20 protein-coding genes are annotated in these 22,509 nt (G+C 59.3%); 11 read left to right on the forward strand and 9 right to left on the reverse strand.

Annotation, left to right across the window (positions count from 1 at the left end; all coding sequences use genetic code 11):
• Positions 1-83 precede the first annotated feature (83 nt).
• The 3 genes from ACIP66_RS14175 to ACIP66_RS14185 all read left to right on the forward strand — a co-directional run bounded on the left by ACIP66_RS14175 (position 84) and on the right by ACIP66_RS14185 (position 2,642).
• Positions 84-1,415 (forward strand): DUF58 domain-containing protein, encoded by a 1,332-nt coding sequence (locus ACIP66_RS14175; protein WP_400648799.1) that lies wholly within the window; start codon positions 84-86, stop codon positions 1,413-1,415.
• A 143-nt stretch (positions 1,416-1,558) separates the two neighbouring features.
• Positions 1,559-1,768, forward strand: a complete 210-nt coding sequence (locus tag ACIP66_RS14180) for a hypothetical protein (RefSeq protein ID WP_053123251.1) — start codon at positions 1,559-1,561, stop codon at positions 1,766-1,768.
• A 496-nt stretch (positions 1,769-2,264) separates the two neighbouring features.
• A complete protein-coding gene (locus ACIP66_RS14185; RefSeq protein ID WP_053123253.1) occupies positions 2,265-2,642 on the forward strand; it encodes a DUF6124 family protein in 378 nt (125 codons plus the stop codon).
• A gap of 70 nt (positions 2,643-2,712) precedes the next feature.
• On the opposite strand, the gene ACIP66_RS14190 is transcribed toward ACIP66_RS14185, so the two are convergent.
• Complete coding sequence (locus ACIP66_RS14190) at positions 2,713-3,072, reverse strand: PilZ domain-containing protein (RefSeq protein ID WP_053123255.1); 360 nt, start codon at positions 3,070-3,072, stop codon at positions 2,713-2,715.
• Positions 3,073-3,302: 230 nt separating this feature from the next.
• A complete protein-coding gene (locus ACIP66_RS14195) occupies positions 3,303-3,689 on the reverse strand; it encodes a tol-pal system YbgF family protein (protein WP_053123257.1) in 387 nt (128 codons plus the stop codon).
• Positions 3,690-3,886: 197 nt separating this feature from the next.
• Between ACIP66_RS14195 and pyk the strand changes: the two genes are divergently transcribed.
• Positions 3,887-5,338 (forward strand): pyruvate kinase, encoded by a 1,452-nt coding sequence (gene pyk, locus ACIP66_RS14200; protein WP_008080434.1) that lies wholly within the window; start codon positions 3,887-3,889, stop codon positions 5,336-5,338.
• A gap of 121 nt (positions 5,339-5,459) precedes the next feature.
• On the opposite strand, the gene ACIP66_RS14205 is transcribed toward pyk, so the two are convergent.
• The 3 genes from ACIP66_RS14205 to ACIP66_RS14215 all read right to left on the reverse strand — a co-directional run bounded on the left by ACIP66_RS14205 (position 5,460) and on the right by ACIP66_RS14215 (position 8,557).
• Positions 5,460-6,209, reverse strand: coding sequence for an enoyl-CoA hydratase-related protein (locus ACIP66_RS14205; RefSeq protein ID WP_212543909.1), 750 nt, complete (start codon positions 6,207-6,209; stop codon positions 5,460-5,462).
• 313 nt (positions 6,210-6,522) lie between these two features.
• Positions 6,523-7,458, reverse strand: a complete 936-nt coding sequence (locus tag ACIP66_RS14210; protein ID WP_400648801.1) for an iron-sulfur-binding ferredoxin reductase — start codon at positions 7,456-7,458, stop codon at positions 6,523-6,525.
• A complete protein-coding gene (locus ACIP66_RS14215) occupies positions 7,451-8,557 on the reverse strand; it encodes a diguanylate cyclase domain-containing protein (RefSeq protein ID WP_400648802.1) in 1,107 nt (368 codons plus the stop codon). The genes ACIP66_RS14210 and ACIP66_RS14215 overlap by 8 nt, the downstream gene beginning before the upstream one ends.
• Before the next feature lie 553 nt (positions 8,558-9,110).
• Here ACIP66_RS14215 and ACIP66_RS14220 point away from each other — a divergent pair.
• The 6 genes from ACIP66_RS14220 (at position 9,111) to ACIP66_RS14245 (ending at position 17,337) form a co-directional block, all read left to right on the forward strand.
• Positions 9,111-10,634: a fumarate hydratase gene (locus tag ACIP66_RS14220; RefSeq protein WP_008080438.1), complete on the forward strand. Its 1,524-nt coding sequence runs from the start codon at positions 9,111-9,113 to the stop codon at positions 10,632-10,634.
• 500 nt (positions 10,635-11,134) lie between these two features.
• A complete protein-coding gene (locus ACIP66_RS14225) occupies positions 11,135-12,895 on the forward strand; it encodes an ATP-binding protein (RefSeq protein WP_400648821.1) in 1,761 nt (586 codons plus the stop codon).
• Positions 12,895-14,217, forward strand: coding sequence for a sigma-54 dependent transcriptional regulator (locus ACIP66_RS14230; protein WP_159812554.1), 1,323 nt, complete (start codon positions 12,895-12,897; stop codon positions 14,215-14,217). The genes ACIP66_RS14225 and ACIP66_RS14230 overlap by 1 nt, the downstream gene beginning before the upstream one ends.
• Before the next feature lie 302 nt (positions 14,218-14,519).
• A complete protein-coding gene (locus ACIP66_RS14235; protein WP_159812555.1) occupies positions 14,520-15,839 on the forward strand; it encodes an MFS transporter in 1,320 nt (439 codons plus the stop codon).
• 384 nt (positions 15,840-16,223) lie between these two features.
• A complete protein-coding gene (locus ACIP66_RS14240) occupies positions 16,224-16,478 on the forward strand; it encodes a hypothetical protein (RefSeq protein ID WP_212548849.1) in 255 nt (84 codons plus the stop codon).
• A gap of 229 nt (positions 16,479-16,707) precedes the next feature.
• Positions 16,708-17,337, forward strand: coding sequence for a flavin reductase family protein (locus ACIP66_RS14245; protein ID WP_400648803.1), 630 nt, complete (start codon positions 16,708-16,710; stop codon positions 17,335-17,337).
• Positions 17,338-17,341: 4 nt separating this feature from the next.
• On the opposite strand, the gene ACIP66_RS14250 is transcribed toward ACIP66_RS14245, so the two are convergent.
• Together ACIP66_RS14250 and ACIP66_RS14255 are read right to left on the reverse strand one after the other, a co-directional pair.
• Positions 17,342-17,584 carry a hypothetical protein gene (locus ACIP66_RS14250; RefSeq protein ID WP_400648804.1) on the reverse strand — a complete coding sequence of 81 codons (243 nt, stop codon included), beginning with the start codon at positions 17,582-17,584 and terminating at the stop codon, positions 17,342-17,344.
• Positions 17,585-17,627: 43 nt separating this feature from the next.
• A complete protein-coding gene (locus ACIP66_RS14255) occupies positions 17,628-17,981 on the reverse strand; it encodes an antibiotic biosynthesis monooxygenase family protein (protein WP_159812559.1) in 354 nt (117 codons plus the stop codon).
• Positions 17,982-18,351: 370 nt separating this feature from the next.
• Between ACIP66_RS14255 and ACIP66_RS14260 the strand changes: the two genes are divergently transcribed.
• Complete coding sequence (locus ACIP66_RS14260) at positions 18,352-19,281, forward strand: AraC family transcriptional regulator (protein ID WP_212543919.1); 930 nt, start codon at positions 18,352-18,354, stop codon at positions 19,279-19,281.
• Positions 19,282-19,410: 129 nt separating this feature from the next.
• Here the strand turns inward: ACIP66_RS14260 and ACIP66_RS14265 are convergent, their stop codons facing one another.
• The gene (locus ACIP66_RS14265; RefSeq protein ID WP_400648822.1) at positions 19,411-20,859 is read right to left on the reverse strand and encodes an aldehyde dehydrogenase family protein; all 1,449 of its coding nucleotides are present in this window, start codon (positions 20,857-20,859) and stop codon (positions 19,411-19,413) included.
• Positions 20,859-22,496 (reverse strand): 5-guanidino-2-oxopentanoate decarboxylase, encoded by a 1,638-nt coding sequence (locus tag ACIP66_RS14270; RefSeq protein WP_400648805.1) that lies wholly within the window; start codon positions 22,494-22,496, stop codon positions 20,859-20,861. Before ACIP66_RS14270 ends, ACIP66_RS14265 begins: the two co-directional genes overlap by 1 nt.
• Between the last annotated feature and the right edge of the window lie 13 nt (positions 22,497-22,509).

Below are 22,509 nucleotides of genomic sequence, written 5' to 3' on the forward strand. Positions count from 1 at the left end.
AGCCTCCGGCAGCTCCTACACATCACTCATGCAGGAGCTGCCGAAGGCTGCGATCTTTTCAACAGACAGCCCGGTGCCAAGCCATGAAACCATCAAAACTCTTACTAATCTGGCTAACACTGCTCATGGCCATCGGCATCGCCCTGGGCACCTTGCAGGCACTGCAAATCGCTCTCCCACCTAGCCTGCCGGCGATCAATTGGGGCTTGCTCCTCGCCCTGCTGGCTCTGGCCGCCATCGATGCCCTGCGCCTCAAACGCCTGCCCGCCATCCGCGTCAAACGGCACATGCCCGGCAGCCTCGCACTTGGTCGCTGGAGCGAAATCCGCCTGGACGTTGAACACCCCTTCAGCGAGCCACTGCACCTGCACATCTTCGATCATGTCCCGGAAGGCCTGAGCTTCGAAAACCTGCCGCTCAGCGTCGAACTGCAGCCCGGCAAAATCAGCCATGTCGGCTACCGCCTGCGCCCGCTCCAGCGCGGTCATTTCAGCTTTGAACACTGCGAAATCAACCTGCCCAGCCCGCTGGGTTTATGGACAGGCAAACGCCTGCTCGACGTCACCGATCACACCCGCGTTTACCCGGACTTCGCCCGCCTCTACGGCGGTGAACTGCTGGCCGTGGACAACTGGCTCAGTCAGCTCGGCGTGCGGCAAAAGCAGCGCCGTGGTCAGGGTCTTGAATTTCATCAACTGCGCGAATTTCGTGAAGGCGACAGCCTGCGCCAGATCGACTGGAAAGCCACCGCCCGCCAGCGCACACCGATTGCCCGTGAATATCAGGACGAACGCGATCAGCAGATCATCTTCATGCTCGATTGTGGCCGCCGCATGCGTAGCCAGGACGACGAACTCTCGCACTTCGACCATGCGCTGAATGCTTGTTTACTGCTCAGCTACGTGGCCCTGCGTCAGGGCGATGCGGTGGGTTTGTGTACCTTGGCCAATGCCCACCCGCATTACCTCGCACCGGTTAAAGGTGCGGGTCAGCTCAATATCGTTCTCAACAGTGTCTACGACCTGCAAAGCACTCAGCGCACGGCGGACTATCAAGCGGCCGTCAGCCAACTGCTGTCGCGGCAAAAGCGTCGGGCGCTGGTGATACTGGTCACCAACCTGCGCGATGACGACGACGAGGAACTGCTCACCGCCGTCAAACGCTTGAGCCAGCAGCATCGAGTGTTGGTGGCGAGCCTGCGTGAAGGCGTACTTGATCAAGTGCCGCAGAGCACCGTTCAGACACTGGATGAAGCGTTGACCTATTGCGGCACCGTGGACTATCTGAATGCGCGCAATGAATGCCATGAAAGGTTGACCGCACATGGCGTTCATACGCTGGATGTGCGGCCACAGTCGTTAGGGACTGAGTTGGTGACGCGTTACTTGAGCTGGAAGAAGGCTGGTACGTTTTGAAGGTGGTTTATTCCCACGCAGCATTTTCAACGGACTACTGATCCGATCTACAGCCTGTTCAATAGAAAGACGTAAACAATTTTCAAAGCGCTGCACCCGAAAACCGTTGCTATGCTTGTCTTTTCTCGAACGGAGTCGAACCAATGCCAGATGAATATTCGCTGTCTGATTTATTGGAAAGGATGTATCAGAATCAATTGGGTCTAGAGGCCGCCATCATGGAATTGACGCTGCACGCAGAGAAGGAGGGTTTAAATGAGGTTGGTGAAAACATCCGAGGTGCACTGAGTATAATTGGTGAAAATGCCGGCTACATTAAACAGGGCTTCGCCAAACTCAGAGTAAAAAAATGACAACGCTTATTGCAACAGAAGCATGAAAGGTTTTTAAAATCACTCAAGTCACACCCAAACAAGACCTGCCACTAATAATTTAATACCAAGTAGCTATACAGCTACTTGGCACCCTCCCTAAAACTTTCGAACTGATTTAAAAAAGCATAGCTCTCCATGATTCGGAGCATGTCTTGCCGGGGGATTCGGACTACAACGCTTGGCGCCGTTCCCTACACTCCCATCAGAACTGACTGACTTACACGCTAGGTGCCGCCCATTAAATTGATGCATGTCGCTGACGACCAGCGATCGGGTTTAGTCGCCCGGTGGATTAACAAGGTGCATCACATCATCTCGTAGGGTTTTCATACCCGCACTTGATGGTGGCTATGTGCAGGGCGCCCTAGGGCGCGCCGGCAAAGCCTTGTTTCCACCGGTCGACTAACCTGCGCATAGCCGCCACCCTTCCCTTAGTCGCGAAGCGTGTGGTGTCATCAAACAAGGAAACAAGGCAATGTTTAAAATTACACCAAATCCACCTGAAATAGATCCTACTGATACTTCCCCGTATGCTTCACAAGACTCAAGAAAACTCCACGAAGCAGCTGAACGCGCTTTAGACCACTATTTAAAACCTGATATACCTTCCCGTAACTCCGTAGACCGAGGTATGCAAATGTTTATGGTTTCTCCAGAAATCAATTCCGAAGCTATCGCTATCCAGACCTATGAAACGTTTTCGTCTGTGAGTATTCTTTTGCTGGATCTAGCGGACAGTTTGGAAGATAAGCCCCGCCATTTGGCAATGGCAATATATCAATTGAGCGAGATGGGATTGTTGCTAGCTGAAAAAACATTGGATAGTGAACGAGCGATTGCTAATAAAACTTAGAATTTGCAGTCTGCGGCAGCCACATTTATGCGCACTGCCCTGAGCTACCGCAGGCTGAATTTCCCCATTATCAGGCAGACGCCGGCAACGGCTGAAAACTGAAGTACTGCTTCAACGCTCGCACCAGTTGCCCATACTCGGCAGGCGGTCGGTGCAAACTGAAACCAGCATCGTAATGTTGCGGGGTTGCATCCTCGTGACACCACAAACAGCACGCCGAAAAGTCGATGACCTGGTGGCAACCATCACCCATGGGGATTTTCAGACGTAGCGCGAAATCAACTCCGATCATCATCGGTAACTGGCTGATAAGCATCAGCCCGTCTTCTGAAACGTTGCCGAGAAAGCCAATCGGTTTGTCGGTGACGCTGTTGAACACTCTCAAGAAGTACGGCAGTTGGTGCCGTTCAATCCGGCGGTCGGTAAACATGCGCAGTTCGCCATGCAGGGCTCCGTCACAGAGCCGCACCTTTGCTTCGGAACGAACCTGTTCGGCAGGCCCGCTCTCCCCGCTTCCGGTGTGACGGTCGCTACGTCGCCGTCACTTGACCACTTGCCAGTCGCAGGTGTTGCCCCGGATCAGAGACAGCGCTCTAAATCCGGATCATTCGACTATAGCTCAGCCTGTGCGCACGGCCAGATTTTGTATGACAACTGTCATCAGAAACGCGTTGGACGTACCACGGCTGCGGCGCTGCGCGTTGGGTAATGACCCAGGCTTTGTAGGGTCTCCAAACGGGCGCGGGCACGGTAGGCGTATTCGCTGTTGGGGTACGAGGCGATGATGAACTGATAGGTCTGCGCGGCATCGACAAACATACTTTGCCGTTCCAGGCACTGACCGCGCATCATCGACACTTCCGGCCACACGTACGGGCGGGCACGGCTGGCGCGTTCGACCTTGGACAGTTCGAGCATGACCTGCTCGCAATTGCCACGATCGTAGGCGCTGTAGGCGTTGTTTAAATGGTGGTTCATCGACCAACGGGTGCAGCCCGTGACGGCGAGGACGCTGAGGGCAAGGGCGGCAATGGGCAACAATCGCATGGGGGTTCTCCTGTCTTGTGCTCTGTATCGACCTTGCGTCGAAAATCTTCAGAACGGTTTGTGCCGATTGTCGCGTTCATGGCGTTCAATAAAGAAACTATTAACAAAGCCCTTCACAAAAAGTAGTGCATTCGAACAATGACTACACCCCAAGAGCATAGTAGCCTTCGCTTGCGCTTGAACTCAGGAGTCTTTGCATGTCCGTCCGTCGTACCAAAATCGTCGCTACCCTTGGCCCGGCCAGTAACTCGCCGGAAGTTCTCGAACAGCTGATTCTGGCTGGCCTGGACGTTGCCCGTCTGAACTTCTCCCACGGCACCCCCGACGAGCACAAGGCTCGCGCGAAACTGGTGCGTGACATTGCCGCCAAGCACGGCCGCTTCGTCGCCCTGCTGGGTGACCTGCAAGGCCCGAAAATCCGTATCGCCAAATTCGCCAACAAGAAGATCGAGCTGAAGATCGGTGACAAGTTCACCTTCTCCACCAGCCATCCTCTGACCGAAGGCAACCAGCAAGTGGTCGGCATCGACTACCCGGATCTGGTTAAAGACTGCGGCGTAGGCGACGAGCTGCTGCTCGACGACGGTCGTGTGGTCATGCGCGTTGATACCCAAACTGACGACGCATTGCATTGCACCGTGACCATCGGCGGCCCGCTGTCCGACCACAAAGGCATCAACCGTCGCGGTGGCGGCCTGACCGCTCCGGCCCTGACTGAAAAAGACAAGGCCGACATCAAGCTCGCCGCTGAAATGGAAGTCGACTACCTCGCGGTATCCTTCCCGCGTGACGCTGCCGACATGGAATACGCCCGTCAACTGCGCGACGAAGCCGGCGGCACCGCTTGGCTGGTGGCGAAGATCGAACGTGCTGAAGCCGTCGCAGACGACGAAACCCTCGACGGCCTGATCAAGGCTTCCGATGCGGTGATGGTTGCCCGCGGTGACCTCGGTGTGGAAATCGGCGACGCCGAGCTGGTGGGCATTCAGAAGAAAATCATTCTGCACGCACGCCGCCACAACAAGGCTGTGATCGTCGCGACCCAGATGATGGAGTCGATGATCCAGAACCCGATGCCGACTCGCGCCGAAGTGTCCGACGTGGCCAACGCCGTGCTCGACTACACCGACGCCGTGATGTTGTCTGCTGAATCCGCTGCAGGTCTGTATCCGCTGGAAGCGGTTCAAGCGATGGCGCGCATCTGCGTCGGCGCTGAAAAGCACCCGACCGGCAAGACTTCCAGCCACCGTATCGGCAAGGAATTCACCCGTTGCGACGAAAGCATCGCACTGGCGACCATGTACACCGCCAACCACTTCCCGGGCGTTAAAGCGATCATCGCGCTGACCGAAAGTGGCTACACCCCGCTGATCATGTCGCGCATCCGTTCCTCGGTGCCGATCTACGCGTTCTCGCCGCACCGTGAAACTCAGGCGCGTGCAGCCATGTTCCGTGGCGTGTACACCGTACCGTTCGATCCGGCTTCGCTGGAACCGCACGAAGTCAGCCAGAAGGCGATCGACGAGCTGGTTAAACGCGGCGTTGTGGAAAAAGGCGACTGGGTCATCCTGACCAAGGGCGACAGCTACCACACCACCGGCGGCACCAACGGCATGAAGATCCTGCACGTGGGCGACCCACAGGTCTGATTGATCGGTTGTTGAAAAGCGAAAGCTCCGCCATGTGAATGGCGGAGCTTTTTGTTTTCTGCTCCTGAAGATGTGGTGCCTATTCGGTCCTCATCGCTGGCAAGCCAGGTCACCGACAATTTCAATGCCGTTTGATAAACCCTGTCAACGCCGCCAATGCCTCTGGCGACTTCAGGCGCTGGGTGAACAACACGCCCTCCTCTTCGATCACTTTGCGGATCAACTCACGGTCCGGCGCCTTCATCAGTTGCTTGCTGATGCGTACCGCATCTGCCGGCAAATCATCGAAACGTAGCGCCATTTCCCGCGCCTTGCTCAACGCAGCATCGCCATTGTCCAAAGCTTCAGTGGCAATGCCCCATTGCGCCGCTTGTTCACCGGTAAAGCCTTCGCCCAGCAACAGCAACTCCGACGCTTTGGCTTGGCCGAGCAAGCGCGGGAGGATCAGGCTGGAGCCGAATTCTGGGCACAAACCGAGGTTAACGAACGGCATGCGCAACCGTGCATCGCGGGCCACGTAAACCAGATCGCAATGCAGCAATAACGTGGTGCCGATGCCCACCGCCGCGCCGGCCACTGCGGCGATGACCGGTTTGTGGCATTCGAGCAGGTTGAGCATGAAGTGAAACACCGGGCTGTCGAGGTCGCTGGGTGGTTGCTGGATGAAGTCGGCGATGTCGTTGCCGGCGGTGAAGCACTCGGCGCTGCCGGTGATCAGCACGGCGTTGATTTCGGGGTCGCTGTCGGCACGCTTCAGGGCCTCGGCGAGGCGGCTGTACATGGCGCGAGTGAGGGCGTTTTTTTTGTCCGGGCGGTTGAGGCGCAGGGTGAGCAAACCGCGTTCACGTTCCAGCAGGATGGCTTCGGTCATGGTGGGTCTCGGCGATAGTCGGGCTCACGAAGTTCAAGTGGGGATAGTGCTTTCTGTGGCTAGGGGACTTTCTGTGGCCAGGGGGCTTTTGTGGTGAGGGGATTTTTGTGGCGAGGGGATTTATCCCCGCTGGGCTGCGCAGCGGCCCCAAAATCTTGTGAGCGCTGCGCACTCAAACGGGGATAAATCCCCTCGCCACATAATCCCCAGGCCACAAAATCTCCTTGCCACATAAATCCCCTTGCCACAAAAAATCCTCTGACCATAAAGACTTGGCCACAAAGAACCTATGAAACCCGATAAGCATTAGCGCTCAACCGCGGGACAGGAACACATCGGCCAGCAGTTGATTGCGCGGCAGTCCGGCCAGGTACAGGCGCCGGGCGAAGGCGTCGACACTGGCCGTCGAGCCGCAGACTAAAGCCAGGGTTTGTCTGGAGACAAGGCGCAGTTGCGCCAAAGCGGCGGCTGACTCGGCCGCCGTCCACAGTTCGACACTAAGGTTTTCACGCTGGGCAGCAAGCGCCGCAAGGGGTTTGGCCAGATAGTGTTCGCGATCGTCATGGGCCAGGTGAATGACACGGATTGCGCCTTGGTGATCCTGGCGCAACGCTTCACGCAGCACCCCGAACAGCGGGCCTAAACCAGTGCCTGCCGCGAGCAGCCACAGCGGCCGGTCATGCCAGTCGGGGTCGTAATGCAAGGCGCCGCCGCGCAGTTCGCCGAGGCGGATCGCATCGCCGATCTGCAAACGCCGGGCGGCGTCGCTGAATTCGCCGGGCTGGCGGCAATCAAGGTGGAATTCGAGAAAACGATCTTCTTCCGGCAGGCTCGCCAGCGAATACGGCCGGGCGATGTGATTGATCCACAGCACCAGATGTTGCCCGGCGCTGTAGCGCAATGGACGTTGCGGGGTCAGGCGCAGGCGCAGCACGCTGTCGCTGAGCCAATCCAGCGCTTCGACCACCGCCGGGCGACCGTCGACAATCGGGTCAAAGGTGTGTACCTGCAAGTCTTCAGTCACCTGACATTGGCAGGCCAGTCGCCAGCCCTCTTGCCGTTGTTCGGCACTCAAGGCATCCGGGCGACTGTCGGCAGGCAAACCTTGCACGCATTGCACCAGACACGCATGGCAACTGCCGGCGCGGCAGCTGTACGGCACGGCAACGCCATTCTGGTTGAGAGCGTCGAGCAGATTAGTGCCCGACGCCACCGACCACTGCCGTTCACCGACGCGAAGTTCAGGCATCGACGTTCTCCCACGCCGCCGCACAGCGATTACGCCCGTCGCGCTTGGCCCGATAGAGCGCCTGATCGGCGCGATGTAACGCGTCGTCCAGATCATCGCCCATTTCCAACAAAGTCATACCGACCGAAAGACTCAGGTTGCGCACATTCAGGCCCACCAGTTCGACATCGGCGAACGCAACGCGCAGACGCTCGCAGCACGCGGTCAACTGTTCGGCATCGCAGTTGGGCAGCAACACCACGAACTCTTCACCCCCGTAGCGCGCCAGCACATCACCGTCGCGCAAGCACGCTTGAGCAACGCCGGCGAACGCCTGCAACACTTGATCGCCGGCGGCATGGCCGTGCATGTCGTTGATGCGTTTGAAGTGATCGAGGTCGATCAGCGCCAGGCCGTGCGCCACGTCTTCGTCCATTTCATTGAGCTCGCGCGAGGCCAGACGCAGGAAGTGACGACGGTTGAACAACCCGGTCAGCTCATCGGTGGCGACCAGATCTTCCAGTTGCCGCATCATCCCGCGCAGGGTGTCCTGGTGCGCCTGCAAGGCAAACCGGCGCTGACGCTGGCGTTGTCGCGAAACCTGAACGAAGCGTGCGTAGAGCACCAGCCACGCCAGCACCATCGCCAGAATGCACACTTGCAACGCGGCCAGTGCGGGCTCGGCCAAGCGGAAGTTGTAACCGTCCCACAAGGTGATGGCGCAGAAACTGAAGAACACCAGCAGCGCCGTTCGAATGAACGCGCGTCGACTGAGATGGAACAGCCCGAACAGCAGGATCAGCACGTAAAAAACCAGAAAGGCGCCACGCGCCTCATCCAGATGGGCGATCAGCCAGGTTTGCCAGCCGAGGCCGAGCAGCACCTGCACTTCGGTCATGCTCGGATCGTCGAAGCGCTGGTTGCGCCCGGTCAAGAACAACACGAACAGGGTTGCCTGACTGATCACCACGAGGGCGCTGCCGACGGCCACAGTATTGAGGGATTGTTGGTAATGCCCGGTAAAAAACGCCAGCCACAGTAGCAGCAGAGCCAATCCATAGGTGGCTGCAGCAAGGGCAAAACGTTTGAGCAAAAGACGTTGTATGGCGTTATGGGTCAATCGTTGACTCACCGTGCGATAGGAGGCTGACTGAGTGTCCTACTCTACAGACCGGCTGCCACTTTAGAGGCGTAGTCGATAAATGACCACCGATTTTCGGGCCCGAAAATTGACGTCAAATGCCTGACCTGCCTGCCTCGCATCTACGTCACGGCGAGCCCCCCTGTGGCGAGGGGATTTATCCCCGTTGGGCTGCGAAGCGGCCCCCTGCGGTGTTCCAGTTAAATCAAGTGTTCAGGTTTAGCGACTGCTGCGCAGCCGAGCGGGGATAAATCCCCTCGCCACAGGGGTATGGTGGTGGCAGTCAGTGTGCGGTATGCGACCAACGAATGACTGCCGGCGCGTGTATGCCCCTTTGATGCGCGGTATACTGCCGCGCCTTTTTAGCGTCGCGCCAGCAGCCCCGGCGTGCCCAGCCCCAAGGGCCAGCTTCAAGTTGCAAGCTTCAAGCCGCAAGCTCAAGCAGTCCGCGTACTGCTCCAACTTGCCGCTGATAGCTTGAAGCTTGTAGCTGCCCCATAGAATGTTCCCGTCTTTTAGAGGAGCGCGACTCATGACCGTGATCAAGCAAGACGACCTGATTCAGAGCGTTGCCGACGCCCTGCAGTTCATTTCCTACTACCACCCCGTGGATTTCATCCAGGCGATGCACGAAGCCTACCTGCGCGAAGAATCGCCAGCGGCCCGTGACTCGATGGCGCAGATCCTGATCAACTCGCGCATGTGCGCCACCGGCCACCGCCCGATCTGCCAGGACACCGGTATCGTCACCGTGTTCGTGCGCGTCGGCATGGACGTGCGTTGGGATGGCGCCACCATGGGCCTGGACGACATGATCAACGAAGGCGTGCGTCGCGCCTACAACCTGCCGGAAAACGTCCTGCGTGCCTCGATCCTCGCCGACCCGGCGGGCGCTCGTAAAAACACCAAGGACAACACCCCGGCCGTGATTCACTACTCCATCGTCCCGGGCAACACCGTGGAAGTGGACGTGGCGGCCAAGGGCGGCGGTTCCGAGAACAAGTCGAAAATGGCCATGCTCAACCCGTCCGACTCGATCGTTGACTGGGTGCTCAAGACCGTTCCGACCATGGGCGCCGGCTGGTGCCCACCGGGCATGCTCGGTATTGGCATCGGCGGCACCGCCGAGAAAGCTGCGGTGATGGCCAAAGAAGTGTTGATGGAATCCATCGACATCCACGAGCTGAAAGCCCGTGGCCCACAGAACCGCATCGAAGAAATGCGTCTGGAGCTGTTCGAGAAGGTCAACCAGTTGGGCATCGGCGCCCAGGGCCTCGGTGGCCTGACCACCGTGCTCGACGTGAAAATCATGGACTACCCGACCCACGCAGCCTCGCTGCCGGTGTGCATGATCCCGAACTGCGCCGCCACCCGTCACGCGCACTTCGTGCTCGACGGTACAGGTCCAGCCTCGCTGGAAGCGCCACCGCTGGACGCCTACCCGGAAATCGTCTGGGAAGCCGGCCCGTCGGCCCGTCGCGTCAACCTCGACACCCTGACCCCGGAAGACGTGCAGAGCTGGAAGCCGGGCGAAACCGTCCTGCTCAACGGCAAAATGCTCACCGGGCGCGACGCCGCGCACAAGCGCATGGTCGAGATGCTCAACAAGGGTGAAACACTGCCGGTCGACCTCAAAGGTCGCTTCATCTACTACGTTGGCCCGGTTGATCCGGTCGGTGACGAAGTGGTTGGCCCGGCTGGCCCGACCACCGCGACGCGGATGGACAAGTTCACCCGTCAGATCCTTGAGCAAACCGGCCTGTTGGGCATGATCGGCAAATCCGAGCGCGGCCCTACCGCAATCGAAGCGATCAAGGACAACAAAGCGGTGTACCTGATGGCCGTTGGCGGCGCTGCTTACCTGGTGGCTCAGGCGATCAAGAAGTCGCAAGTACTGGCGTTTGCCGAACTGGGCATGGAAGCGATCTACGAGTTCGAAGTCAAAGACATGCCGGTCACCGTTGCGGTAGACAGTAAAGGTGAGTCGGTACACATCACCGGCCCTGCGATCTGGCAACAGAAGATTAGCGAAAGCCTGGCGGTAGAAGTGCAGTAAGTTTTTTTGCAGCACTGAAAAGGCCGGTTCATCTGCGAGGATGAACCGGCCTTTTGCATTTCGTGATAAAAATCTTGTGCAAGCATATAAATTGATCTTGCGCACCTGTCAGTCCAACTACGCATCACCACCGGGACGCCGGTAGGTGAATCGGTGAGAGAGTTTCTCGAACGGTTCGTAGACTTGAAAAAACCATGCTCAGCGCAACTGCTGACGTGGTCGAACCTGTGAATAATGAAAGTCTGGGAGCCAGATCCTCGATCAGTGGCTCGCTGAACGACTTCGCATCCGCAGCCGGTGATAGCGTTCAAGCAGATAACTCCTGGTGGACACAATTCAAAGGCTTCTTCAAAAGAGACAAGACCCCGAACCCAATCCCAATGGATTCCTTTGCGTAACCGAAGAAATCCGAGGTCACCGTACGATTACCTGCGCACTCATGGGCCGCCATGCCCGCCCATGCTATCTTTCCCGCCCGACCTGCCACCCATCTGCCCAGCATGCTGCCGACTTCCCGTACCTTGCGTCTGTCGTTGTATTCCCTGCTGATCGTCGCCGGGGCGGCCGTTGCCGCGACCCTTGCCATCCGCCACGCCGAACGTCAGGCGCTGGAGGAAGATGCGGCGCGTGCCAATCAGCAACTGGCGTTGTATGCCAACTCGTTGCACACCCTGATCGACCGCTATCGCGCCCTGCCCGCCGTGCTGGCGCTGGATCCGCAATTGCGCTCGGCGCTGGCAGGTTCAGTGGATGCCGAAGAGCAGGCGACGCTGAATCTGAAGCTGGAAAAGATCAACGGTGCGGCGCAGTCCTCGACCCTTGAATTGCTCGACCACACGGGCCTTGCCGTGGCGGCGAGCAACTGGCGGTTGCCGAGCAGTTACGTCGGCCACAACTACGGCTTCCGTCCTTATTTCAGTCAGACCCGCACACAGGGCACCGGGCGTTTTTACGCGGTGGGCGTGACCAGCGGCATTCCCGGTTACTTCCTGTCCAGCGCGGTGCTGGGCAACAAGGACGAGTTTCTCGGGGCGATGGTGGTCAAGCTGGAATTCCCCGAACTGGAACGTGAATGGAGCCAGGGCAGCGACACGCTGCTGGTCAGCGATGCGCGCGGGATCATCTTCATCGCCAATCAGCCAGGCTGGCGCTATCGCGCGCTGCGACCGCTGAGTTCCAGCGACATGGCCGAGATCAAAGCCACCCGCCAGTACGACAAGCAAGCGCTGGTGCCGCTGACGCATCTGGCACTGCGCAGTTTTGACGACAACAGCGATCTACGTCGCGTTGAAGGCCCGCAAGGCACGGCGGATTATCTGTGGGAATCGTTGCCGCTGGCCGCCGAAGGCTGGACGTTGCATCTGCTGCGTCACCCGCAGGTGGCCTTCGAAGATTTGCGCAACGCCGGGCTCGCCGCTGCCGGGGTGTGGCTGGCGCTGGTGTTTTTGCTGTTGTTCCTCAATCAGCGCTGGCGTCTGGCGAAGATGCGTCAGCGCAGCCGCGAAGAACTCGAACAATTGGTCGAAGAACGCACCCGCGATTTGCGCACGGCGCAGGACGGTCTGGTGCAGTCGGCCAAACTCGCGGCGCTGGGGCAGATGTCGGCGGCGCTGGCCCACGAAATCAATCAACCGCTGACCGCTCAGCGCATGCAACTGGCGACTCTGCGGCTGCTGCTCGACCATGGCCGCGTCGACGACGCGTACAAAGCGTTGAAACCGGTGGACGAGATGCTCACGCGCATGGCGGCGCTCACGGGCCATCTGAAGACGTTTGCACGCAAGAGCCCGAGTGGTTTGCGCGAGCGTCTGGATCTGGCCACGGTGGTCGATCAGGCGCTGCAATTGCTCGATGCGCGTCTGCGTGACGAACAGGTCAGTCTGGTGCTGCACCTGACGCGGCCGGCGTGGGTGCGCGGCGATGCGATCCGTCTCGAACAAGTGCTGATCAATCTGCTGCGCAACGCCCTTGATGCGATGCAAGGCAAAACCTGCAAGCGTCTGGAAATTCGTCTGGAAGTCGACGAACAATTGTGGCGCCTGAGCGTCATCGACAATGGCGGCGGCATTGCCGAAGAGCATCTGAGCCAGGTGTTCGATCCGTTCTTCACCACCAAACCGGTAGGCGACGGTTTGGGTCTGGGGTTGGCGGTTTCCTTCGCCATCGTGCATGAATCCGGCGGTCGCCTGAGCGCCGACAATGGCGAGAGCGGCGCGGTGTTCAGCCTGACGTTGCCAATCGATCTGGAGGCGCATATCTGATGCTCAATTCGGTGATGGTGGTCGATGACGAAAGCAGTATTCGCAACGCAGTCGAGCAGTGGCTGAGCCTGTCGGGGTTCGAGGTGCAGTTGTTCAGCCGCGCCGAAGAATGCCTCGCCGCCCTGCCCGCGCATTTCCCCGGGGTGATCCTCAGCGACGTGCGCATGCCGGGCATCGGTGGCTTGGCGTTGTTGGCGGAAGTGCAAAAGCGCGATGCTGATTTGCCGGTAATTTTGCTCACCGGCCACGGCGATGTGCCGATGGCGGTCGAAGCGATGCGCGATGGTGCGTACGACTTTCTGGAAAAACCGTTCAGCCCGGAAACGCTGTTGGGCAGCTTGCGCCGCGCGCTGGATAAACGCCGCCTGGTGCTGGAAAACCGCGCGCTGCACGAGCAGGCCGACAACCGCGCCAAACTCGATACGACGTTGCTCGGGGTGTCGCGTGGTTTGCAAACATTGCGTCGGCAAGTGCTCGATCTGGCGGCGCTGCCGGTCAACGTGTTGATCCGCGGTGAAACCGGCAGTGGCAAGGAATTGGTTGCGCGTTGCCTGCATGATTTCGGCCCGCGTGCGGACAAGCCGTTTGTGGCGCTGAACTGCGCGGCGATCCCCGAGCAGTTGTTTGAAGCGGAGTTGTTCGGGCATGAGAGCGGCGCGTTTACCGGTGCCTCGGGCAAGCGCATCGGCAAGCTGGAATATGCATCGGGCGGCACGCTGTTTCTCGATGAAATCGAAAGCATGCCGTTGGCCCAGCAAGTGAAATTGCTGCGGGTATTGCAGGAACAGAAGCTCGAGCGCTTGGGTTCGAATCAGAGTATTCGCGTAGATCTGCGCATTGTTGCGGCGACCAAACCGGATTTGCTCGACGAGGCTCGCGCCGGGCGTTTTCGTGAGGATCTGGCGTATCGCTTGAACGTCGCGGAGCTGCGTTTGCCGCCGCTGCGTGACCGTCGTGAAGACATTCCTTTGCTGTTTGAAACCTTTGCGCAGAGTGCGGCCGAACGTTTGGGGCGGACTTTTCCGCCATTGAGCGGTGCGCAGTTGAGTCATCTGCTCAGCCACGACTGGCCGGGCAACGTGCGGGAACTGGCGAACGTTGCCGAACGGCAAGTGCTCGGGCTGGATGAACCGGCGCCGGGGATTGATCCGGGGCAATCGCTGGCGGCGCAGCAGGAAGCGTTTGAAGCGCAGTGTTTGCGCGCGGCACTGACACGGCACAAGGGTGATGTGAAAGCGGTGCTTGAAGAGCTGCAACTGCCAAGACGGACGTTTAATGAAAAGATGCAGCGGCATGGGTTGAGTCGGGAGATGTTTCTGTAGCGCATGTACTGGCGCCTTCGCGAGCAAGCCCGCTCCCACAGTTGACCGCATTTCATCAGGAGAAATACGGTCAACTGTGGGAGCGGGCTTGCTCGCGAAGAGGCCCGACCCGACACCACAAACCCCATCCTGCATAAGCGTTTTTCCGCTCATCCCATTCCAACAATAAGCGGATTTTCGCTCACCCGATCACGTCAACCCCTCTAAACCGCCCCTCCCCCCGTTGGCACACCTCCTGCTATAGCCCACGCAGGCTGCGTTTTAACGCGCTCCACAAAAACAATTAAACGAAGGATCCTTCAATGGATAACTCCAACGCCCTGCCACTTGGGTCGGCTGCCGTGCCCGCCAAAGAAAGAACCACCGCCAGCCGGATCAAATCGATCTTCAGCGGTTCCGTCGGCAACATGGTCGAGTGGTACGACTGGTATGTGTATGCCGCCTTCTCGCTGTACTTCGCCAAATCCTTCTTCCCTGCCGGCTCCTCCACCGCACAACTGATGAACACCGCTGCGATCTTCGCCGTGGGCTTCCTCATGCGTCCGATCGGTGGCTGGCTGATGGGCCTCTACGCTGACAAGGTCGGGCGCAAGAAAGCGCTGATGGCCTCGGTCTACCTGATGTGCTTCGGCTCGCTGCTGATCGCGCTCAGCCCGAACTACGAAACCATCGGCATCGGCGCGCCGATCCTGCTGATCTTCGCCCGTCTGCTGCAAGGCCTGTCGGTGGGTGGCGAGTACGGCACCTCCGCGACATACCTGTCCGAGATGGCGACCAAGCAACGTCGCGGCTTCTTCTCCAGCTTCCAGTACGTGACCCTGATCTCCGGCCAGCTCATCGCGCTCGGTGTATTGATCGTCCTGCAAAACGTGCTGACCACTGAACAGCTGTACGCGTGGGGCTGGCGTATTCCGTTCGCCATCGGTGCACTGTGCGCAGTCGTTGCGCTGTACCTGCGTCGCGGCATGGAAGAAACCGAGTCGTTCACCAAGAAAGAGAAGTCCAAGGAAAGCGCGATGCGCACCTTGATGCGTCATCCAAAGGAATTGATGACCGTGGTCGGCCTGACCATGGGCGGTACGCTGGCGTTCTACACCTACACCACCTACATGCAGAAATATCTGGTGAACACCGTCGGCATGAGCATCTCCGACTCGACCACTATTTCCGCAGCCACGCTGTTCCTGTTCATGTGCCTGCAACCGATCATCGGTGGCCTCTCGGACAAGATCGGTCGTCGTCCGATCCTGATCGCTTTCGGCGTGCTGGGCACGATCTTCACCGTGCCGATCCTGATGACCCTGCACACCATTCAAACCTGGTGGGGCGCATTCTTCCTGATCATGGCGGCGCTGATCATCGTCAGCGGCTACACCTCGATCAACGCGGTGGTGAAGGCCGAACTGTTCCCGACTGAAATCCGCGCGCTGGGCGTCGGCCTGCCGTACGCACTGACCGTGTCGATCTTCGGCGGCACCGCTGAATACATCGCGCTGTGGTTCAAGAGCATTGGTATGGAAACCGGTTACTACTGGTACGTGACGGCGTGCATTGCCGTGTCGCTGCTGGTGTACGTGACCATGAAAGACACCCAGAAACATTCGCGTATCGTGACTGACTGATTGGGTTTTCACAGCCACTGCAATGGTGGCTGTGATGGCTCTATCGCGAGCAGGCTCACTCCTACATTTGGAATGCGTTCCCCTGTAGGAGTGAGCCTGCTCGCGATTGGAGTCGACACGCTCTCCAGCCCTGTATGAAAAATCTGTCACCCGCCCCCACTCGCCATTAATCGCTAATTAATGCTGGCGCGACATCCTGCCCCTACCTGATCGATGACCTGCGCGACGTTCGCTTCGACGACGTAAGCGATTTAAATGCGCCGCCCTTAACATCAGGTTAATCGATAGTTTTTAGCATTATTTTGCGCTTTTTAATCGAATTGATCGGCGTAGCATTAAACCCAAGCAAAACACACACCCCCAACGCATTCGGAGTACACGACCATGAAAACCAAACTGATCCTCGCTTTCGCCCTGTCTGTACTGGCTGCCAACACCTTCGCCGCCGACGGTTACGACCGCACCGGTTCTGCTGTGGCTGCTGATGGTTATGACCGCACGGGTTCTGCCACCGTAGCAGCTGATGGTTACGACCGCACCGGTTCGGCGACTGTTGCTGAAGATGGCTACGACCGCACCGGCTCCGCGACTTTCGCAGCCGACGGTTATGACCGCACCCAATCCGCGTCCATCAGCTAACCGCTGCTGCACAGCGCACAGCCCGGCTTCGGCCGGGCTTAGTTATTTCTGGGGGCTGACAAATTTTCTGTAGGAGCTGCCGAAGGCTGCGATCTTTTGACTTTCAGAAGCAAAATCAAAAGATCGCAGCCTTCGGCAGCTCCTACATGGGATTTTTGTTTGGCTGGAAATATGTGGGGCTGCCTTGCACTATGGGCTCATTCAAAACCTAGCCTCAGGATCCTCCGCCATGCCCGATGACATCCATTTCTACGAACCCGCCAACGGCCACGGCCTGCCGCACGATCCGTTCAACGCCATCGTCGGCCCACGCCCGATCGGCTGGATTTCCTCGCAGGATGCCAACGGCCAACTCAATCTGGCGCCGTACAGCTTCTTCAACGCGTTCAACTACATTCCGCCGATCATTGGCTTCTCCAGCGTCGGGCGCAAAGACAGCCTGAACAACATCGAGCAGACCGGCGAATTCGTCTGGAACCTTGCCACGCGCCCATTGGCCGAGCAGATGAACCAGAGCTGCGCGATGGTCGCGCCTGAGGTCAACGAGTTTGAATTGGCGGGACTGACGGCTGTTGCGTCGAAGGTGATTTCGGTGCCGCGTGTGGCCGAAAGCCCGGTGTCCTTCGAGTGCAAGGTTACGCAGATCATTCAGTTGCAGCGTGCTGATGGCGAAACGGTGCCGAGCTGGCTGATCCTCGGCGAAGTGGTCGCCGTGCATATCGCCAAGTGGCTATTGAAGGACGGCATCTACGACACCGCCGCAGCAGAACCGATTCTGCGCGGCGGCGGGCCGGCGGATTACTTCCAGTTGGGGCCTGAGGCCCTGTTCAAGATGTGGCGTCCGGGCGCAAACAAGTAACGCGTTACCAGATCAACTCGGCTTCTTCGGTGACGCCTTTGAGGTTATCCAGCTCATTGATGGCAGCCTCATCGGCGGCGATGGCGCCGGGGAAGATCTGGTCATTCAGCATTTTGTGAAAGCGTGGTGCACCGCCATCGACCAGGGCCTTGACCGCGATTGCCGCGTAATAGCCCTTGTTGCCACCCAGTTCGACGGGGACGACTGCGGATACTGCTTCGAAGTGTTCGAACTCTTTACGTGCCATGTCGCAAGTCCTGGCTCAGTCAATTAAGCCGGACATTAAACCCTCAACCGACGAGTTTGTGTACCGCTGCCGGAGATTGGCCGAGCGCTTGTGCCGCCGAGACGTCTTTGAAGGTGTGGAAATCCAGACTGTTGACCACCAGTTCCTGCACCAGCTCGGCGAAGATACCCATCGACGGGCTGTTGAAATATGCGGTCATCATTTGCTGATTACTCCAGAACCCGGAGACCAGCCACAACTCGGGATCACACTGCGAATGCTGCAAGGCAAAGCTCAGGCAACCGGGGGCGGCGCGGGACGGCTCGATCAACGCGCTCAGGCGTACACCGAGTTCCGCCGAACGCCCGGCGCGCGCCCGGACGAAGGCCATATGACTGACGGGAATCTGCTTGGACATGTTCAACCCTCCCAGGGAGTCGCGTGGCAGCCGGGGGACGGGCTGCGACAGGATCAAAGGTTAAGGGCCAGGCGCTGAGTGCCGTTAGTCGATTCCTGCCGCCGCGTTGCACAATCCTGCGAGACTTGCCCAAAGCATCGCAGATGCCCGCTCCCCTGTAGGAGCTGCCACAGGCTGCGATCTTTTGACCTTAAAGACAACAATCAAAAGATCGCAGCCTTCGGCAGCTCCTACAGTCCGGCGTCGCGTCATGGTTGATGAATATCGCGGTGCAGAATCAGGCAAGCATTTCGCAGGATGTGTCTACCGCTCGCGATTGCACAAACATATGCTCTGCTCCATTCCACCTCCCTTGCCGAGGATGCCGTGCATGACGTCATTCGATCGTTTTCAAGCCGAACCCAGCGCTGACATGGAAAAACAGCGCGCGGAACTGGCGGCGATCATCCGCCGCAACACCACGGACGATGGCAGCTACGAGACCGCCATCGGTTCGCTGTTTATGTCACGCCACACCAAATCCCACGACTTCGCCCCAGTGCTCGCGCAACCGGCGCTGTGCATCATGGCGCAGGGCCGCAAAGAGGTGCGGCTGGCCGACGAGTACTTCAATTACGACCCGCTGAATTATCTGGTGGTGTCGGTTTCGATGCCGCTGAGCGGGCGCGTGGTTAACGTGTCGCCGGAGGAACCGATCCTCGCTGTGCGCCTGGATATCGACCCGGCGGAAATCACCGCACTGATCGCCGACGCCGGGCCGATGGGCGTACCGACTCGACCGACCGGACGTGGCTTGTACGTGGAAAAAATCGACAGTTCGATGCTCGACGCGGTGCTGCGTCTGGCGCGTTTGCTCGACGCACCAAAAGACATCGCCATGCTCGCGCCGCTGATTCGCCGGGAGATTTTGTATCGCCTGTTGCGCAGTCCGCAGGGCCATCGGCTGTATGAGATCGCGATTGCCAACAGCCAGAGCCATCGCATCAGCCAGGCGATCAAATGGCTCAACGGCAACTTTGAGCAGCCGCTGCGCATTGATGATTTGGCCAAGGAAGTGAACCTGAGCGTGTCGACCTTGCATCACCGCTTCAAGGCGATGACGGCGATGAGTCCGCTGCAGTATCAAAAGCAGCTGCGCTTGCAGGAGGCGCGACGGTTGATGCTGGCGGAGGGGCTGGAAGCTTCGGCGGCGGGGTATCGGGTGGGGTATGAGAGTCCGTCGCAATTTAGCCGCGAGTACAGTCGGTTGTTTGGGGCGCCGCCGCTGAGGGATTTGGCGCGGTTGCGGCTGTCGGTCTGATCCGGAATGTCATTGGGCTTACAACCCTATCGCGAGCAGGCTCACTCCTACAGGGTCAGGTGTACACCCGCCCAATGTAGGAGTGAGCCTGCTCGCGATGAGGCCAGTTCAGACGAAAAAACCTCTGGATCAGATCGCACGAATCACATGCTTGATCTCTTGAAACGCCGCCAATCCCCAAGGCCCTAACTCGCGGCCAATACTGCTCTGCTTGTACCCGCCCCACGCCGCCTGCGGGAAGATCACTTGCGGTGCATTGATCCACACCATCCCCGCCTGCAACGCATTGGCCACACGATCCGCCGCTACAGCATCCGCCGTCACCACACTCGCCACCAAGCCAAACGGCGTGTCATTGGCCAGCGCAATCGCCTCGGCTTCTCTATTGAAACTGCGCACGCAAACCACCGGCCCGAAAATCTCTTCACACCACAATGCGCTGTCCAGCGGCACGTTGGTAAACACCGTCGGCTGCAGGAAATAGCCACGCGGCAGATCCGCCGGACGATTACCGCCGCAGACCAATCGCGCACCCGCGCTCAGCCCACGATCGATGTGCCCGAGCACGCGCTGGTACTGCGCCTGATTGACCAGCGCGCCCATTTCCACTTCAGGATCAAACGGATCCGCCACACGAATCGCCTGCGCACGCTTCTGTAGCCGGCGCAGAAATTCCTCTTCCAGCTCCTCAGCCACCAACACCCGACTGGTGGCCGAACACATCTGCCCGGCATTGAAAAACGCACCGCCACAGGTCAGCTCAACCGCCAGATCGAGGTCAGCATCCGCCAACACGAGAAGCGAAGATTTACCGCCCAATTCCAGGCTGACGCCCTTCACCGTTTCCGCCGCGCGCTGCATGACCTGCACGCCGACCGCGTTGCTGCCGGTAAAGGAAATCTTGGCGATACGCGGATCTGCCGACAACGGCGCACCGACCGCCAATCCAGTCCCGCAAACCAGATTGAACACGCCATTCGGCAGGCCAGATTCAGCAATGATCGCCGCCAGTTCCAGCTCCGGCAGCGGCGTCACTTCCGACGGTTTCAGCACCACGCAGCAACCGGCCGCCAACGCCGGTGCAAGCTTCCATGCCGTGGTGACCATCGGGAAATTCCACGGCACGATCAGCCCGACCACGCCGCACGGTTCGCGGCGCAAACGTGCGCTGAAATCATCGCTCGGCAGCGGCACGTTGCTGTCCTGCTTCGCGTCGAGGCCTTCAGCGAGTTCGGCGTAATACTCGAAGGTGGCGATCACGTCATCGACGTCGATGGCCGCTTCGAATTGCGGTTTGCCGTTGTTGCTCGATTGCAACTTCATCAAATGCTCGCGACCATTGCGCACGCCGTTGGCGATGTTGCGCAGGATCGCACCGCGCTCGACGCCAGTGGTTTGCGACCAGCTCTTGAACGCTTCGCTGGCAGCGGCGACGGCTTGATCGACCGCGTGCTCGTCACCGCCATTGACCGTGGTCAGCAGCGCTTCGGTGGCCGGGTTGATCACGCGCAGATGTTCGCCACCCGCCGACCATTGGCCGTTGATGTAGAGGCCATCGAGTGTGGTTGGGAAACTGATCATTGCGCCACCGCCTGCATCCATTGGCTCTGGTCGATTTCAATCAGGGTCGGGCCCTGACGATCGCTTGCACAACGCAACGCGCTGCGCAGTTGTTCGATGCTGCTGATGGCTTCAGCGGCGCAACCGAGACCTTTGGCCACCGCGACAAAATCCGGGGTGTAGATGTCCACGCCGACCGGTTCGATGGCGCGGTTGAGCATATATTTCTTGATCTCTTCGTAGCCCTGGTTATTCCACAGGAGGACGATCACCGGCACCCGCGCTTCGACCGCGCTGGCCAGTTCCGGCAGGGTGAATTGCAAGCCGCCGTCGCCGATCAGGCACACCACCGGAGGGCGCGCACCTTTGTCGAGTTGGCCGCCGAGCCACGCACCAATCGCGGCCGGCAAGGCGTAGCCAAGAGTGCCGTAACCGGTCGAGGCGTTGAACCAGCGGCGCGGGTGATCGGGGTTGAACGTCAAGTTGCCGGTGTACACCGGTTGCGTCGAGTCGCCGACGAACACCGCGTTCGGCAATTCATCGAGCACGGTGTCGAGGAAACGGGTTTGCGCGAGGGTCGGCGCATCCCAGCTCGCGGCCAGTTCGGCGCGCAGTTTGCCGGCGCGGGCCTGACCCCAGTCGCTGCTGCGCTCGGCGAGTTTTTCTTGCGACAGATTGTTCAGCAGCGCTTGTGCAGCGTTGCGTGCGTCGGCCACCAGCGCCAGGTGCGGCGGGTAGTTGCGCACGGTCTGGTCGGCGTCGATATCGATGCGCAGCAGTTTGCCGGGAATCTCGAAACCGCCGGCGAAGGTCACGTCGTAATCGGTCTCGGCCAATTCAGTGCCGATGGCCAACACCACATCAGCATCAGCGACCAGCGCGCGGGTGGCGACCAGCGTTTGGGTCGAACCGATCAGCAGCGGATGGTTGCCCGGCAGCATGCCTTTGGCGTTGATGGTCAGCGCCACTGGAGCGTCGAGCAACTCGGCAAGCTTGGTCAGTTCCGGCGCCGCGTCGATGGCACCGCCACCAGCGAGAATCAATGGACGTTTGGCTTCGGCCAACAGCTCGCTCATGCGTTTAACGGCAGCGGGCGCAGCCCCGGCACGGTCGATATTGACCGGCACACTGGCGAGCAAGTCATCGGCGTTTTCGACCAGCACGTCCAACGGAATTTCGATGTGCACCGGACGTGGACGACCGGCCTGGAACAAGGCAAACGCACGCGCCAGCACCACCGGCAATTCAGCGGCGGACATCAACGTGTGCGAGAACGCCGCAACTCCCGAGACCAATGCACTCTGGTTCGGCAGCTCATGCAGCTTGCCGCGCCCGCCGCCCAATTGGCTGCGCGATTGCACGCTGGAAATCACCAGCATCGGGATCGAATCGGCGTAGGCCTGGCCCATGGCGGTGGTGATGTTAGTCATGCCCGGGCCGGTGATGATAAAGCACACACCCGGTTTGCCAGCGGTGCGCGCGTAGCCGTCAGCCATGAAACCGGCGCCCTGCTCATGGCGAGGGGTGACGTGACGAATACTCGAACGCGCCAGCCCGCGATACAGCTCCACGGTGTGCACCCCGGGAATGCCGAACACCTGCTCGACCCCATAACCTTCGAGTAACTTGACCAGTACTTCGCCACACGTCGCCATGTCGATTGCCCTT

This window comes from Pseudomonas sp. NPDC088429 (assembly GCF_044753305.1).
GTDB lineage: Bacteria > Pseudomonadota > Gammaproteobacteria > Pseudomonadales > Pseudomonadaceae > Aquipseudomonas > Aquipseudomonas rustica.